The organism is Lysobacter terrae, assembly GCF_054782215.1.
On sequence record NZ_BAAGSX010000008.1, the window covers coordinates 397,213 to 411,587 of the forward strand.

A 14,375-nucleotide genomic window follows, 5' to 3' on the forward strand; every position below is an offset into this window, starting at 1 on the left:
GCGGGCGCTGTTCTACTTGTCCTGCTCGCCGATGAAGCGCAAGCCGACGCCGGGTTCGGTCGCGATCCAGCGCGGCGATGCCGCATTGTCGCCCAGCTTCTGCCGCAGCTTGGCCACCAGGATGCGCAGGTAGTGCGTGTCTTCCTGGTGCGTCGGGCCCCACACTTCGCGCAGCAATTGCGGCTGGGTGACGACGCGGCCGGCATGGCGCACGAGCAGCGCGAGCAGCGTGTACTCCTTGCGCGACAAGGACACGGCGTCGCCCCCGAGACTCACTTCGCGACGGGCCAGGTCGACGCGCAGATGGCCGTCGTCATACAGCGGTGGCGTATCCGAGGGCTGCATGTGCGAACGCAACAGCGCGCGCACCCGCGCCATCATTTCCTGCACGCCGAACGGCTTGGTCACGTAATCGTTGGCGCCGGCATCCAGCGCAGCTACCTTTTCGGCTTCGCCTGCGCGCACCGTCAGCACGATCACGGGGACCTGCGACCACTGCCGCAACGCTTGCAGCACGGCATGTCCCTCCATGTCGGGCAACCCCAGATCGAGGATGACCAGATCCGCGCCCTGCGTGGCCAGGGCGTCCAGTCCGGCCTGCCCCGTCTCCGCCTGCAGCACGGCATAGCCTTGTGCACGCAGGCTGATGTCGAGAAAGCGACGGATCTGCGGCTCGTCGTCGATCACCAGCAATCGGGCGGTCGCTGCGGCGTGATGGTCGGACGGGTGTGTCATGGTCCGGCGGGCTCGATCAGAGGCAAGCTGATGCGCAGGATCGTGCCGCCGCCGGGATTCGGCAACGCTTCGACCTCGCCGCCGTGCGCGCCGATCATGCCGCGGCAGATCGCCAGCCCCAGGCCAGTGCCGCTGCGATCGCGATCGCCGCGGCTGACGCTATAGAACATGTCGAAGATTCGGCGACGCTCGTCCTCGGGGATGCCGGGGCCGCGGTCGCGCACTTCGATGCGCAGCTGATCGGGTCCAGGCCGGCAGGCATCGACTTCGATGGCCGCATCCGGCGGCGAAAAGCGCGCGGCGTTTTCCAGCACGTTGAACAGCGCCTGTTCGACCAATGCCGGATGCACCCAGATCAGCCCTGCGTCGTCGGAGAGATGCACGTCGAAGCGCGCGTCCGGTTGGTAGCGCTGCAGGCGGCCGATGGCCGAGCCGATCAGTTCGTCGACGCCGATCCAGTCGCGATTGAGGGTGAGCTCGCCGTGACCCAGGCGGGTCATGTCGAGCAGGTTCTGGATATAGCGATCCAGACGCTCGCCTTCCTCGCGGATGGTGGCGAGCAATGCATGGCGGTCCGACGCCGCCATCGCTTCCCCGTAGCTGTCGAGACTGCCGGCGGCGCCGATGATCGCGGCCAGCGGCGTGCGCAGGTCGTGCGACACCGACGAGAGCAGGGCCGAGCGCAGGCGTTCGGTTTCGTTGGCCATGCGCTCGGTCTGGAGCTGCGCCGCCAGGCGCACGCGTTGCAGCGCCTGGGCGATGCCGTCCGCCATGGAGCGGGCGAGCCGTTGCTGAGTTTCGTCCAGCCGCGGTGCATGCGTGGCGCGCTTGAGTCCGATCGTGCCGAGCGGGCCTTGCGGTGAGTGCAGCGGCAGGAACAGCCAGCCGTATTCCTCCACCGGTTCGCGCGCGGACGCCATGACGCTCGTGGATGCGTCGGAAGGCTCGAGGCGCAACCACACATCGGTTTCCAACCCCTGGCGGAACATCGCGTGCGCAGCCTCGATCACGGCGGCTTCGTCACCGGCCACGGCCAGGCGCTGGGCCAGCTCCTGCCGCGCCTGCACGGAACGATTGGCGATGCGCAGTGCCTGCACCTGCATCGCCAGCGTGGCGGCCATGCGCCCGGCCAGCAGCGCGGCGGCGAGAAACAGGGCGACGGTGACCACGCCCTGCCAGGCGCCGATATACAGCGTGTAGCGCGGGGCGATGAAGAAGAAGTTGTAGGCGAGAAAGCACAAGACCGCGGTGAGCACCGCCGGCCCGGTATGCGTGCGCGAGGCGACCACCAGCACCGCAAGCATGAACACCAGCGAGAGGTCGGCCAGCCCGACCCAACGCTCGGCGAGCGCCGCGACGACCACCGCAACCGCGGCGCCGACGACCGCGAGCGCATAACCTCCCGCGGGACGGCGCGCGTATGGAGTCGGTTCGGAATACTCATGCATCGGCATGGCGCGCATTGTGCCTGCAATCGCGGCGTCGGCCGGCCCCGGCACAGGCGGCCGGCGACGAAAATTTACGCGGAATTTACGCCGGAGCGGCGCCCAGTGTCTTTTGCCTTTACGCACCGCGGGCGAACACTGCCGCCCTGAAAACACCGCGCCACGGCGGTGTCGAGACATCCCTTGAATACCGCCACCACCACCCATTCCTCCTTCCATGCGGACAACCATGGCCGGGCCGGCCTGCGCACCATGATGCTCGGTGCGATCGGCGTCGTTTTCGGCGACATCGGCACCAGTCCGCTCTACACCATCAAAGAGGCCTTCTCTGCGCACTACGGGCTGACGCCCGACGTGCCGACGGTGCTCGGCATCCTCTCACTGGTGTTCTGGTCGCTGATGCTCGTTATCACGGTGAAGTACGTCGCCGTCATCATGCGCGCCGACAACGACGGTGAGGGCGGCATCATGGCGCTCACCGCACTGGCGCAGCGCACGTTGCCGGCAGCGTCGAAGACGACATACGTGATCGGCATCCTCGGCGTGTTCGGCGCGGCACTGTTCTTCGGCGACGGCGTGCTGACGCCGGCGATGTCGGTGCTGTCGGCGGTGGAGGGGCTGGAGGTCGCGGCGCCGGCGCTGCAGAGCTGGGTGCTGCCGATCACCATCGGGGTGCTGGTGATTCTGTTCGCCACGCAGCGTTTCGGTACCGATCTGGTCGGCAAGGCCTTCGGGCCGGTGATCGTGGTGTGGTTCCTGGCGCTGGCCGCGATCGGCATCCACAGCATCGCCGCGCATCCGGACGTGCTGCAGGCGCTCAATCCATGGTGGGGCCTGCGCTTCTTCATGACGCATGGCTGGCATGGGCTATTCATCCTCGGCGCGGTGGTGCTCGCGGTCACCGGCGGCGAAGCGCTTTACGCGGACATGGGCCACTTCGGCCGCCGTCCGATCCAGTACGCCTGGAACTTCATCGTGCTGCCGGCGCTGACCATCAACTATCTCGGCCAGGGCGCGCTTCTGCTGACCGATCCGCACGCGGTGGAGAATCCGTTCTACCTCGGCGTGCCGGCGTGGGCGCTCTATCCGATGGTCGCATTGGCCACCGCCGCGACGGTGATCGCCTCGCAGGCGGTGATCAGCGGCGCCTATTCGGCCACGCGCCAGGCCATCCAGCTGGGCTATCTGCCGCGCATGGCGATCCGTCATACCTCGCATACCACGATGGGGCAGATCTACGTGCCGTCGATCAACTGGGTGCTGATGCTGGCGGTGATCGCGACGGTAATCGGCTTCGGCAGTTCCACCGCGCTGGCCACGGCTTACGGCGTGTCGGTGACCGGCACCATGCTCATCACCAGCATCATCCTGATCGTGGCGATGCGCGCGCACCGAAAGCTGCCGCCATGGCTGTTCTGGCCGCTGGCTGCGTTGTTCGTGCTGGTGGATGTGGCGTTCCTGAGCGCCAACCTGGTCAAGTTCATGGACGGCGCATGGTTCCCGATCGCGCTGGGCGTTCTGGTGTTCACGCTGCTGCGCACATGGGGGCGCGGTCGCCAGCTGCTGCGCGCGGAGATCGTCAAGGACGGCATTCGTCTCGACAGCTTCCTGCCGGGTCTGATGTTGTCGCCGCCGGTGCGCGTGCCGGGTACCGCCGTGTTCCTCACCGCGCAGAAGGACATCGTGCCCAAGGCGCTGCTGCACAACCTGAAGCACAACAAGGTGCTGCATGAGCGCAATGTGCTGTTGACCGTGGAGACGCGCGAGGTGCCGCATGTCGCGGCGCCGGAACGGCTGAGCATCGAAACCGTCGGCGACGATTTCTATCGCGCCATCGTGCGCTACGGCTTCATGGAGACGCCGGACGTACCGCTCGCGCTGATGCGCGCCAGCGACTACAGCGGGCTGTGCTTCGATCCGATGGAAACGACCTACTTCGCCAGCCGCGAGAGCATCGTGGCGCGGCCGCGCCGCGGCATGCCGATCTGGCGCGACTGGCTGTTCGCCTTCCTGCATCGCAATGCGGCGCCGGCGACGGATTTCTTCCGCATTCCCACTACGCGGTTGGTCGAACTTGGCGCGCCGGTGGAAATCTGAACGGATCGGACTCTTCTCTGTGCCTTTCTACACATGCGCGCCGATGGCATACGGGCACCATCGCGCTTTCACCGGCGATCCGAGAACTCCATGTCTTTCAAGCGCAACGTCCTTTTCCTTGCTCTGGCCTGCAGCCTGGCCGCGTGCAAACCGGCTCCACAAACCGCTACCGCACCTGAGCAGCCGGCCGCGGCGGCGACGGCCCCGACCATCGGCGTCGACCTGACCGGCATCGACAAGGCCGTGAAGCCGGGCGACGACTTCGACGCCTACGCCAATGGCACCTGGCGCAACACCGCGGAGATCCCTGAAGACCGCTCCAGCATCGGTACCGGCTACGACGTGCAGAAGAAGGCCGAGCAGCGCAATGCCGACCTGATCAAGGGCCTGGCCGCGAGCAATCCCGCCGCCGGCACCGACGCGCGCAAGATCGCCGACTACTACGCGGCCTATTTGGACGAAGCCGGCATCGAAGCGCGCGGTCTGGAACCGCTGAAGCCGGAGCTGGCGAAGATCGACGCGATCGCCACGAAGGCGGACCTGTCGCGCGTGCTCGGCGGCGGCCTGCGTGCCGACGTCGATCCGCTCAACGCGACCAACTACCACACCGCCAACCTGTTCGGCCTGTTCGTCGCGCAGGGCCTGCAGGATCCGCAGCACAACGTCGCCACGCTGATGCAGGGCGGCATCGCGATGCCCGATCGCGAGTACTACCTCTCCACCGACAAGGAGATGGTCGACACGCGCGCGAAGTATCTCGAGTACGTGACTTCGCTGCTGAAGCTCGCCGGCACCCAGGACGCGGAAGCCAAGGCGAAGGCCATCGTCGCGCTGGAGACCAGGATCGCCAAGGCGCAGACCTCCATCGTCGAAACGCAGGACGTGCACAAGGCCAACAATCCCTGGGCGATGGCGGACTTCGCGAAGAAGGCGCCGGGCCTGGATTGGAACGAGTACTTCAACGCCGCCGGCCTGTCCACGCAGAAGACCATCGTGGCCTGGCAGCCCGCCGCGATCACGCACCTGTCCGCGCTGGTCGGTAGCGAACCGCTGCAGGTGTGGAAGGACTACCTCACCTTCCACGCGCTCGACCACAGCGCGGGCCTGCTGCCCAAGGCCTACGCCGATCTGAGCTTCGGCTTCTACGGCACCACCTTGCAGGGCACGCCTAAGCAGAAGGAGCGCTGGAAGCGCGCGCTGGACTCGACCAACAACGCGCTCGGCGATGCCGTGGGCAAGCTCTACGTGGAGAAGTACTTCCCGCCCTCGTCCAAGGCCCAGGTCGAGGACATGGTGAAGAACATCCTCGCCGCCTTCGGCGAACGCGTCGACACGCTCGAATGGATGACGCCGGAAACCAAGGCGAAGGCGAAAGCCAAGGCGCAGACCATGCGCGTGAGCGTCGGCTATCCGGAGACCTGGCGCGATTACGGCGCGCTCGACATCCGCGCCGACGATCCGCTCGGCAACCGCCTGCGCGCGGAAGTGCAGGAGTACAAGCACCAGATCGCGAAACTCGACAAGCCCGTCGATCAAGGTGAGTGGTGGATGACGCCGCAGACGGTCAACGCGGTGAACCTGCCGCTGCAGAACGCGATGAACTTCCCGGCCGCGATCCTGGAAGCGCCGTTCTTCGATCCCAAGGCCGACGCCGCCGCCAACTACGGTTCGATCGGCGCGGTCATCGGCCATGAAATCAGCCACGGCTTCGACGACACCGGCGCGGAGTTCGATGCGCAGGGCCGCCTCGCCAACTGGTGGACGCCGGAAGACGCCAAGCACTTCAAGGAAGCCACCGCCAAGCTCGTTGCCCAGTACAACGCCTACGAGCCGCTGCCGGGCCTGCACATCAACGGCGAGCAGACGCTGGGCGAGAACATCGCCGACGTCTCCGGCCTGACGATTTCGTACATGGCCTACAAGAAGTCGCTGGGTGGCAAGGAAGCGCCGGTGATCGACGGCCTGACCGGCGATCAGCGCTTCTTCCTGGCTTATGCGCAGTCGTGGCGTTCGAAGATGCGCGACGCGGCGCTGCGCCAGCGCGTGCTCACCGACGGCCATTCGCCCGGCCGCTGGCGCGCACAGACCGTGCGCAACATCGACGCCTGGTACGACGCCTGGGGCGCGAAGCCAGGCGAGCAGCTGTATCTGGCGCCGGTGGATCGGGTGAAGATCTGGTAAGGCTCGCGCCTACCGTCGTCTACGAAAACGGCCGCATCCGCGGCCGTTTTTCTTTTTTCTTCTCCCCCCGCCTTCACGCCACCCTGACGCAAGTGTCATTCCATTGACGCAGTCCGGCAGGTATAACGACGCCGGGCCGAGGACCGCTCCGGGCAGGGATTGCCCATCTTGGGGAAAGGACAAATGAATCATCGTTACCTGCGCGTGCGCACGCTCGCCGCGCTGATTGCTGCTGCGTGCGCGTGTGTTCACGCCAATGATTTTGGTCACCCGGATCACTACGAATTCGGGGCTTCATTCGATGTTGCATTCAAGCCGCAGGGCGGCCGCTGGCCGGCCGTTCTGCATTTCGACTATCCGGGTGCCGGCGACTCGACCAGCGCAGCCTGGACCTTGGACGTCATCGCGCCGAACGGCGAAGTCGTCGCCACCGAGCAGGGCCTTGCGCCGCTGAAGAGCGGACGCGGCAAGGTCACCGCTTGGTGGAACGGCAAGCAGAAGGACGGGCGCGTCGCCGCCGAGGGTTACTACACGCTGCGCATGCGCGCGGTGCCGACGGTGACGACGGCCCAGGACCTGAGCCAGTCGGATGCCAAGCGCATCGCCGATGCCTTCGCCGCGTTCGAAGACGAAGTGGTCGAGCAGACCTACGACGTGATGGTGGGCGCCGTCGCGCCGGCGAAGATGCCGAACACCAAGGCGCTCGGTGTAGGCGCCAAGGGCCACGCCGCGGCCGCGGCGAAGGCGGAAACCGCCAGCGCGCCGACGCGCGACGCGATGGTGACGGCGCAGTCGATTCCGGAGCAGAGCGGCCTGCCGTACACGATCTACTACGGCAACTTCCACAGCCAGACCAACCATAGCGATGGCGGCACGGAGGTCGCTAGCTGCGGCGGTGCCGAAGTGCCGCAGGGCGGCACGCAGGGGCCGACCGAAGCGTACACGATGATGCAGAACCAGGCGGGCGGCGACTTCCTGCTGACCTCCGAACATAACCATATGTACGACGGTTCGACGGGCACCAATACGTCGGCCTCGCCGGCCACCGCCAACAACCTGTTCAACAGCGGTCTGCAGTTGGCCAGCAATTACCGTTCTGCGCATTCGAATTTCATGGCGCTGTACGGCAATGAGTGGGGCGTGATCAGCAACGGCGGCCACCTCAACATCCTCAATCCGGATGTGCTGGCCACGTGGGAGAAGAACGCTTCCGGCCAATTGCTCGGCGGTGTGGAAACACCGAAGAGCAACTACCCTGCGCTCTACGCCACGATGAAGGCACGCGGCTGGATCGGCCAGTTCAACCATCCGGCCACCAGCGGCCAGTTCCTCGTCGGCACCACGCCGCTGGGCTACGACGCCAACGGCGCCGACGTGATGATGCTGGCGGAGGTCCTCAACAGCTCGGCGTTCTCCACGAACACCACCGAGACCGAAACCGGCCGCAGCAGCTACGAAGGTGCCTTCAAGATTCTGCTCGAGCGCGGCTACAAAGTGGCTCCCACCAGCGACCAGGACAACCACTGCGCCAACTGGGGCCTGAGCTTCACCAACCGCACCGGCGTGCTGTTGCCGACCGGTACGACGCTGACGACGGCGAACTTCCTCGATGCGGTGCGCGCGCGTCGCGCCTTCGCCACCGAGGACAAGACCGGGCAGCTCGTGCTGACCGCCAACGGTCACGTGATGGGCGAGAGCTTCGCCAGCAGCGGCGCGCTCACGCTCACCGCCAACTACGCGAGCACCGGCGGCCAGACCACGCAGCGCGTGCAGTTCTTCGAAGGCGTGCCCGGCCGCAACGGCACGGTGACGCAGCTGACCGAAGGCAGCGGCACCTACACGTTCACTCCGGCGGCCGGCGAGCACTTCTACTACGCGCTCGTCACCCAGGCCAACGGCAAGCGCCTGTGGTCCGCGCCGGTGTGGGTCAGCCAGGGCAGCGGCCCGAGCGATACCACACCGCCGACGGTGAGCGCGAGCGAGACCGGCAGCAGCGGCACCATCACCTTCAGCGCGAGCGCAAGCGACAACGTCGGCGTGAGCAAGGTGGAGTTCTACGTCGATGGCCTGCTGCAAGGCAGCGACACCGCCGCGCCGTACTCGATGACGCTGGATTCGACCACGCTGGCCAATGGCAGCCACAACCTGACCGCCAAGGCCTTCGACGCGGCGGGCAACAGCACGGTGTCCACGGCGGTGCCGTTCACCGTCAGCAACTCGACGGCCGACACCACGCCGCCGACGGTCTCGGCGTCCGAAAGCGGCACCAGCGGCACGATCACGCTGTCGGCGACCGCGTCGGACAACGTCGGCGTCAGCTCGGTCGACTTCTTCGTCGACGGCGCGCTCAAGGGCACCGACAGCGCCGCGCCGTACTCGATGACGCTGAACTCGACCACGCTTGCCAACGGCAGCCACGGTCTCGTCGCAGTCGCGTACGACGCCGCCGGCAATAGCGGCACCTCGTCGACCGTGAACTTCTCGGTCAACAACGTGGCGCAGCCGGTCCAGCTGATCCTCAACGGTGGCTTCGAATCCGGCAGCAGCAGCTGGACCGCGTCTTCAGGCGTGATTACCAGCAGCACGACGTACGCCGCGCATGGCGGCAGCTACAAGGCCTGGCTCAACGGCTATGGCACGACCAGCACCGACTATGTGCGGCAGGACATCGCCATCCCGTCCACGGCAACCACCGTGACGCTTCGGTTCTGGCTGCGCGTGGATAGCGACGAGACCACCACGACGACCGCTTACGACACCCTCGCGGTGCAGGTGCGCAACACCGGCAACACCGTGCTGACGACGCTGGGCAGCTTCTCCAACCTCAACAAGGGCAGCGTGTACGTGGAGAAGACCTTCGATGTCAGCGCCTACAAGGGCCAGACGGTGCGCATCTACTTCGAAGGCAAGGAAGGCACGCAGGTGGCTACTTCCTTCCTGGTCGATGACGTGTCCGTGACTGCGCAATAAGCAGGTTGCTTCAACCTCGGCAATGCCCGCCTTATGGCGGGCATTGCTGCTTCTGAGCGCGGCCCTGGTTCACACCGACGGCAAGTAGGGCGACACCTTGGCCTCGAGCAAACGGACCAGCTCCGCGTCCATGTACTCGTACTCGTCCGGAATATCCAGGCAGACCACACGCGCGTGACCCAAGTGGCGCTTGAACTTGGCCGAGAGCTTGGAGCGGTGCGCGCGCTCCATGACGAAGATGAGTTCCGCCCACTCCAGCAGCTCTGGCGTGACGGGGTTCTCCGCGTCGTTGTTCAGTCCGGTCGACGAGGTCTCGACACCGGGCCAGTCGGCAAAGACCTGCTCCGCCGTTGGGCTGCGCAGCCGGTTCTGGCTGCAGATGAAAAGGACGTTGCGTGCCATCGTTGCTCTTCGGTTAGGCGCTTGTGCCAGGTGGAACTCACGCCTCGCCCAGTCGCGCCGCCACAATTTCCCGCCGCGGCGGTGCGCCGAACAAGCGCCGGTATTCGCGACTGAATTGCGACGGACTCTCGTAACCGACGCGATGTCCGGCCGCGGCGGCTTCCATGCCTTCGCTCAACATCAGGCGGCGCGCTTCCTGCAGGCGCAGCTGCTTCTGGAACTGCAGCGGCGACATCGAAGTCACCGCCTTGAAGCGCTGATGCAGCGACGAAGGGCTCATGTGCGCGGCTGCGGCGAGGTCTTCGATGCGCAGCGTCTCGGCGTAGTGTGACTTGAGCCGCTCGATCGCGCGGGCGATGCGCTGCGACGGGCCGTCGACTTCGCACAACTGGCGCAGGCGTTCGCCCAATTCGCCGGTGAGCACGCGGTAGTGGATTTCGCGAAGGGCGAGCGGGGCAAGCACCGCAGCTTCCTCCGGCGTGTCGAGCAGGCGCGCCAGGCGCAGCACGGCATCGAGCAGCGGCGCGCCGGTGCGGGCGATGAACAAGGCACGCGCTGCCGGCTCGCGCGCCGGCAACGACGGTCCCAGTTGCGCCAGCAGTTCGCTGACCAGCGCCGGGTCGATATCTACGCGCAGGCACAGATACGGATGCGCCGGGGATGCCTCGAGGATCTGGCCGGTGATCGGCAGGGTCATCGACACGACCAGGTAGTGCAGCGGGTCGTAGAAATAGACCTCCTCGCCCAGCAGCGCGCGCTTGCGGCCCTGTACCACCACGCACAGGCAGGGGTGGTAGACGCCGGGCAGTGGTTGCGAGGGGGCACTCGCGCGGATCAGCGACAGGCCCGGCACCGAGGTGGGATTCAGCCCTTCCTCCCGCGTGTTTCGTGCAACCCGGTCCGCGAGCTCCGCCTGTTGGGCCGATAGCTCGGGGCGCGCCGCGATCACATTGAAAGCCTTGTCTTGCATGGAGATTCCTGCCGAAAAGCCTATGGCGATTATGCGCGCCGATGCTCGAATCGGCGCGCGTGGAACCAATGCCGTGGAGAATCGGGCAAGAATCCGCGAGCAATCGGCTAACGGATTCCGGAGCGGGGGACTAGCGTGTAGCGCACTCCCCCCACGCACCGGAGTTGCCCGCATGACCACTTCGAATTTCCCCCGCCGCACCCTCGGCCGCCAAGGCCTGACAGTCTCCGCCATCGGCCTGGGCTGCATGGGCATGTCCGACTTTTACGGCCCCAGCGAAGAAGCCGCCAACCTCGCCGTGCTCAACCACGCCATCGACATCGGCGTGAACTTCCTCGACACCGCCGACATGTACGGCGTCGGCGCCAACGAACGCCTGCTCGCGCAAGTGTTGAAGACGCGCCGCGACGAAGTCGTGCTGGCGACCAAGTTCGGCAATGTGCGCGCGCCCAACGGCGACTTCCTCGGCGTGAGCGGCACGCCCGAATATGTCGCCACCGCCTGCGATGCCAGCCTGCAGCGCCTGGGCGTCGATCACATCGACTTGTACTACCAGCATCGCGTCGATCCCAAGGTGCCGATCGAAGACACCATCGGTGCGATGCAGCGCCTGGTCGAAGCGGGTAAGGTCCGTCACCTGGGTATGTCGGAAGCCTCGGCGTCGACGCTGCGCCGCGCCGCCGCGGTGCATCCGATCGCGGCGCTGCAGAGCGAGTACTCGCTGTGGACGCGCGATGTCGAAGCCGAAATCTTGCCGGCGTGCCGTGAGCTCGGCATCGGCTTCGTCCCGTACAGCCCGCTGGGCCGCGGCTTCCTCACCGGTGCCATTCAGAACACCGGTGAGCTCGCCGCCAACGACTGGCGCCGCACCAACCCGCGCTTCCAGGACGGCAACGTCGAACAGAACCGCGCACTGGTCGAAGCGGTCACCGAACTCGCGCAGGCGCGCGGCTGCACGCCGGCGCAACTGGCCTTGGCCTGGCTGCTGGCGCAGGGCGAAGACATCGTGCCGATCCCGGGTACGCGCCGCATTTCCCGTCTGGACGAGAACGCGGGCGCGGCGGCGATCGCCTTGAGCAACGCGGAGCTGCAACGCATCGCGTCGGTGCTCACCGCGCATGAAGTCGCCGGCACGCGCTATCCCGAAGCGCATATGGCGGCGGTGAATCTGTAAAGGCTGCGAGCGGCATGTCGGGCTCTCCGTCCCGTCATGCCGCCACCGCCTGCAGGTAGCGCGCGAACGAAGCGTCCGCGGCCTCGCGCCCGCCGCCGATGATGTTGCGGCCCCAGGTGAAGCCGAATACGTCGTTGAATTCGTAGCCTTCGAGCAGCGCCTGCATGTGCCGCACGTCCGTCGGCTTCATCGGCATGAAGTTGGGATAGCTGTACATGAAGGTGACGTGGCGGCGGTCCTGCACCACCTGCAGCGCATCGCCCGGCAACAGGGTCGCGCCGCGCGGACCGCGCTTCCAATGCAGCGCGGTGCTGCCGTCGAAGTGGCCGCCCACGCGGAGCAGGGTCACGTCCTGCGAGAGACGCAGTTCGTCGCCGCTCCAGAAGCGGATGTGCCTGGATGGCCGCTGCACCCAGGCGCGGTCGGCTTCATGCAACAGGATCGGCACGCCGCCGAGCGCTTCGCTCCACTCGACCATCGAGGTGTAGAAGTGCGGATGCGAGATCGCCATCAGATCGATGCCGCCACGCGCGCGCAACGCGGCCACGGCTTCGTCGGTGACCAGGCTGACGCACTCCCACAGCACGTTGCCCAGGTCGGCGGGCAACAACAACGCGCGTTGCGGGATGGCGAAGTCGGTGGGCACGCCGAGACCGAGCAGGCCCGCGTCCTCTTCGATGCGCAGGCGGTACTTCGCGGCCAGGGCTTCGTGGGTGGTCCAGGTCTGGCCGTTCCAGCCGACGTACTGGCGCTCGTCTTCGCAGACCACGCAGCGTGCCGGCGGGGCGTCCGATTCGGCGTATTGGGTGCCGCAGGTCTCGCAGATGTAGCAGGTCATGGCGGGTTCCTCGGTGGCCGGTTTGGTGGTGCGGTGGCTTTACCGTAGGCTGCGACTGGCTCCGCAGGCAGGCCGGTCCCGATGAATTCGCAGGAACCAGTTTTCGAATTCCCCATCCGTTTCGACGATGCAGGCGACCACGGCGGCCGCACCCGCCGCCTGCACGAACAACTGCGCGCCGCGATCCTCGACGGGCGCCTCGCCGCGGGTGCCGCGCTGCCGTCGACGCGCCAGGTGGCGGCCGGGCTGGGCATCGCCCGCAACACCGTGATCGCCGCCTACGACCTCCTGGTCGCGGAGGGCTATGTGCTGCCGCGCGCCGGCGCCAAGGCGGTTGTGGCCGACGTCGATCGCCTGCAGCGCAAACAGGAGGTGCGCCGCAGCGCGGCTGGCGACGCGCGCATCGCCCCGTACTGGCGGGGCACGGACGTACACAGCCTGTCTTCGCGCACGCTGCCGCCGCGCAGCTTCCGTCTGGGCATGCCCGATCACCTGCATTTTCCGCACGAGGTATGGCGGCGATTGATGGCGCAGTCGCTGCGCACCTGGTCGAAGACCGCGTTCGCCTATCCGCCTTCGCAAGGCATTCCGGTGCTGCGCGAAGCGATCGCGAAGCATGTCGCGTTCGCGCGCGCAGTCGCGTGCACCGCGGAGGACATCGTAGTGACGTCGGGCGCGCAGCAGGCCTTCGATCTGCTCGCGCGATTGCTGGTAACGCCGGGCAAGACCAAGGTGGCGGTCGAGGATCCGGGGTATCCGCCGCTGCGCGCGGCCTTCGCGGCGGCGGGGGCAACGCTGGTGCCGGTGCCGGTCGACGATGAAGGGCTGTGCGTCGAGGCGCTGCCGCCCGGCGTGCAGGTCATCAGTGTCACGCCGTCGCACCAGTCGCCCACGGGCGTTGCCTTGTCCTTGCGGCGGCGACTGGCCCTGCTCGATTACGCGCGCGCGCACGATGCGGTGATCGTCGAAGACGACTACGACGGCGAATTCCGCTATGGCGGGCGACCGCTCGATGCGCTGCAGACTTTGGATCGCGAAGGCCGGGTGTTCTACATCGGCACCTTCTCCAAGAGCCTGTTTCCCTCGCTGCGAAAGGGCTTCGTGGTGGTGCCCGCTTGGGCGCGCGAGAGTTTCATCGCGGTCAAACATGTGGCCGACGCGCATTGCGACACGATCACGCAGTCGGTGCTCGCGGCCTTCATCCGCGACGGCCATCTGGCGCGGCACGTGCGGCGCATGCGCGGCGTGTATGCGCAGCGGCGCGAGGTGTTGCTGGAGGCGATCTCAGGCGAGCTGTCGGCCTGGCTGGAGCCGATTCCTTCGGAGGCGGGGTTGCACCTGGCGGCACGAGTGCGCGATCCGGCGCTCGCGGAACGCGTCATTGCGAAGGCGCGGCAGCATGTGCCGGGCGCGATTGCGGCGGCGGATTACGCGTTCGAACTGCCGGCGGTACCGGCGGTGGTGTTCGGGTTCGGTGTGATCGACGAAGAAGCCATCGCGCCGACGTTGCGGCGGTTGCGGGAGGCGCTGGAAGCGCCTTAATCCCTCGCCCCGCTTGCGGGG

General features: G+C 66.8%; 9 protein-coding genes and 1 pseudogene. 5 read left to right on the forward strand and 5 right to left on the reverse strand.

Annotation, left to right across the window (positions count from 1 at the left end; translation table 11 throughout):
- Positions 1 to 12: 12 nt before the first annotated feature.
- The gene (locus ACYVJ8_RS13535; RefSeq protein ID WP_460713242.1) at positions 13 to 735 is read right to left on the reverse strand and encodes a response regulator; all 723 of its coding nucleotides are present in this window, start codon (positions 733 to 735) and stop codon (positions 13 to 15) included.
- Positions 732 to 2,123 (reverse strand): annotated as a pseudogene (locus tag ACYVJ8_RS13540) (sensor histidine kinase); the annotation flags it as partial. The pseudogene ACYVJ8_RS13540 and the gene ACYVJ8_RS13535, both read right to left, overlap by 4 nt.
- A 309-nt stretch (positions 2,124 to 2,432) precedes the next feature.
- Between ACYVJ8_RS13540 and ACYVJ8_RS13545 the strand changes: the two are divergent.
- The 3 genes from ACYVJ8_RS13545 (at position 2,433) to ACYVJ8_RS13555 (ending at position 9,428) form a co-directional block, all read left to right on the forward strand.
- Positions 2,433 to 4,277, forward strand: coding sequence for a potassium transporter Kup (locus ACYVJ8_RS13545; RefSeq protein ID WP_460713746.1), 1,845 nt, complete (start codon positions 2,433 to 2,435; stop codon positions 4,275 to 4,277).
- A gap of 90 nt (positions 4,278 to 4,367) precedes the next feature.
- The gene (locus tag ACYVJ8_RS13550; RefSeq protein ID WP_460713244.1) at positions 4,368 to 6,458 is read left to right on the forward strand and encodes a M13 family metallopeptidase; all 2,091 of its coding nucleotides are present in this window, start codon (positions 4,368 to 4,370) and stop codon (positions 6,456 to 6,458) included.
- Between the two features lie 183 nt (positions 6,459 to 6,641).
- Positions 6,642 to 9,428 carry an Ig-like domain-containing protein gene (locus tag ACYVJ8_RS13555; RefSeq protein ID WP_460713246.1) on the forward strand — a complete coding sequence of 929 codons (2,787 nt, stop codon included), beginning with the start codon at positions 6,642 to 6,644 and terminating at the stop codon, positions 9,426 to 9,428.
- A 69-nt stretch (positions 9,429 to 9,497) separates the two neighbouring features.
- On the opposite strand, the gene ACYVJ8_RS13560 is transcribed toward ACYVJ8_RS13555, so the two are convergent.
- A complete protein-coding gene (locus tag ACYVJ8_RS13560; RefSeq protein ID WP_460713248.1) occupies positions 9,498 to 9,830 on the reverse strand; it encodes a low molecular weight protein tyrosine phosphatase family protein in 333 nt (110 codons plus the stop codon).
- Between the two features lie 37 nt (positions 9,831 to 9,867).
- Positions 9,868 to 10,800: an AraC family transcriptional regulator gene (locus ACYVJ8_RS13565; RefSeq protein WP_460713250.1), complete on the reverse strand. Its 933-nt coding sequence runs from the start codon at positions 10,798 to 10,800 to the stop codon at positions 9,868 to 9,870.
- A gap of 172 nt (positions 10,801 to 10,972) precedes the next feature.
- Here ACYVJ8_RS13565 and ACYVJ8_RS13570 point away from each other — a divergent pair, with 172 nt between their 5' ends.
- Complete coding sequence (locus tag ACYVJ8_RS13570; protein WP_460713252.1) at positions 10,973 to 11,974, forward strand: aldo/keto reductase; 1,002 nt, start codon at positions 10,973 to 10,975, stop codon at positions 11,972 to 11,974.
- Positions 11,975 to 12,008: 34 nt separating this feature from the next.
- Here ACYVJ8_RS13570 and ACYVJ8_RS13575 read toward each other — a convergent pair whose 3' ends face one another.
- Positions 12,009 to 12,812 (reverse strand): MBL fold metallo-hydrolase, encoded by an 804-nt coding sequence (locus tag ACYVJ8_RS13575; protein ID WP_460713254.1) that lies wholly within the window; start codon positions 12,810 to 12,812, stop codon positions 12,009 to 12,011.
- A gap of 81 nt (positions 12,813 to 12,893) precedes the next feature.
- On the opposite strand from ACYVJ8_RS13575, the gene pdxR reads away from it, so the two are divergent.
- The gene (gene pdxR / locus ACYVJ8_RS13580; protein ID WP_460713256.1) at positions 12,894 to 14,354 is read left to right on the forward strand and encodes a MocR-like pyridoxine biosynthesis transcription factor PdxR; all 1,461 of its coding nucleotides are present in this window, start codon (positions 12,894 to 12,896) and stop codon (positions 14,352 to 14,354) included.
- The last annotated feature ends 21 nt before the right edge of the window (positions 14,355 to 14,375 follow it).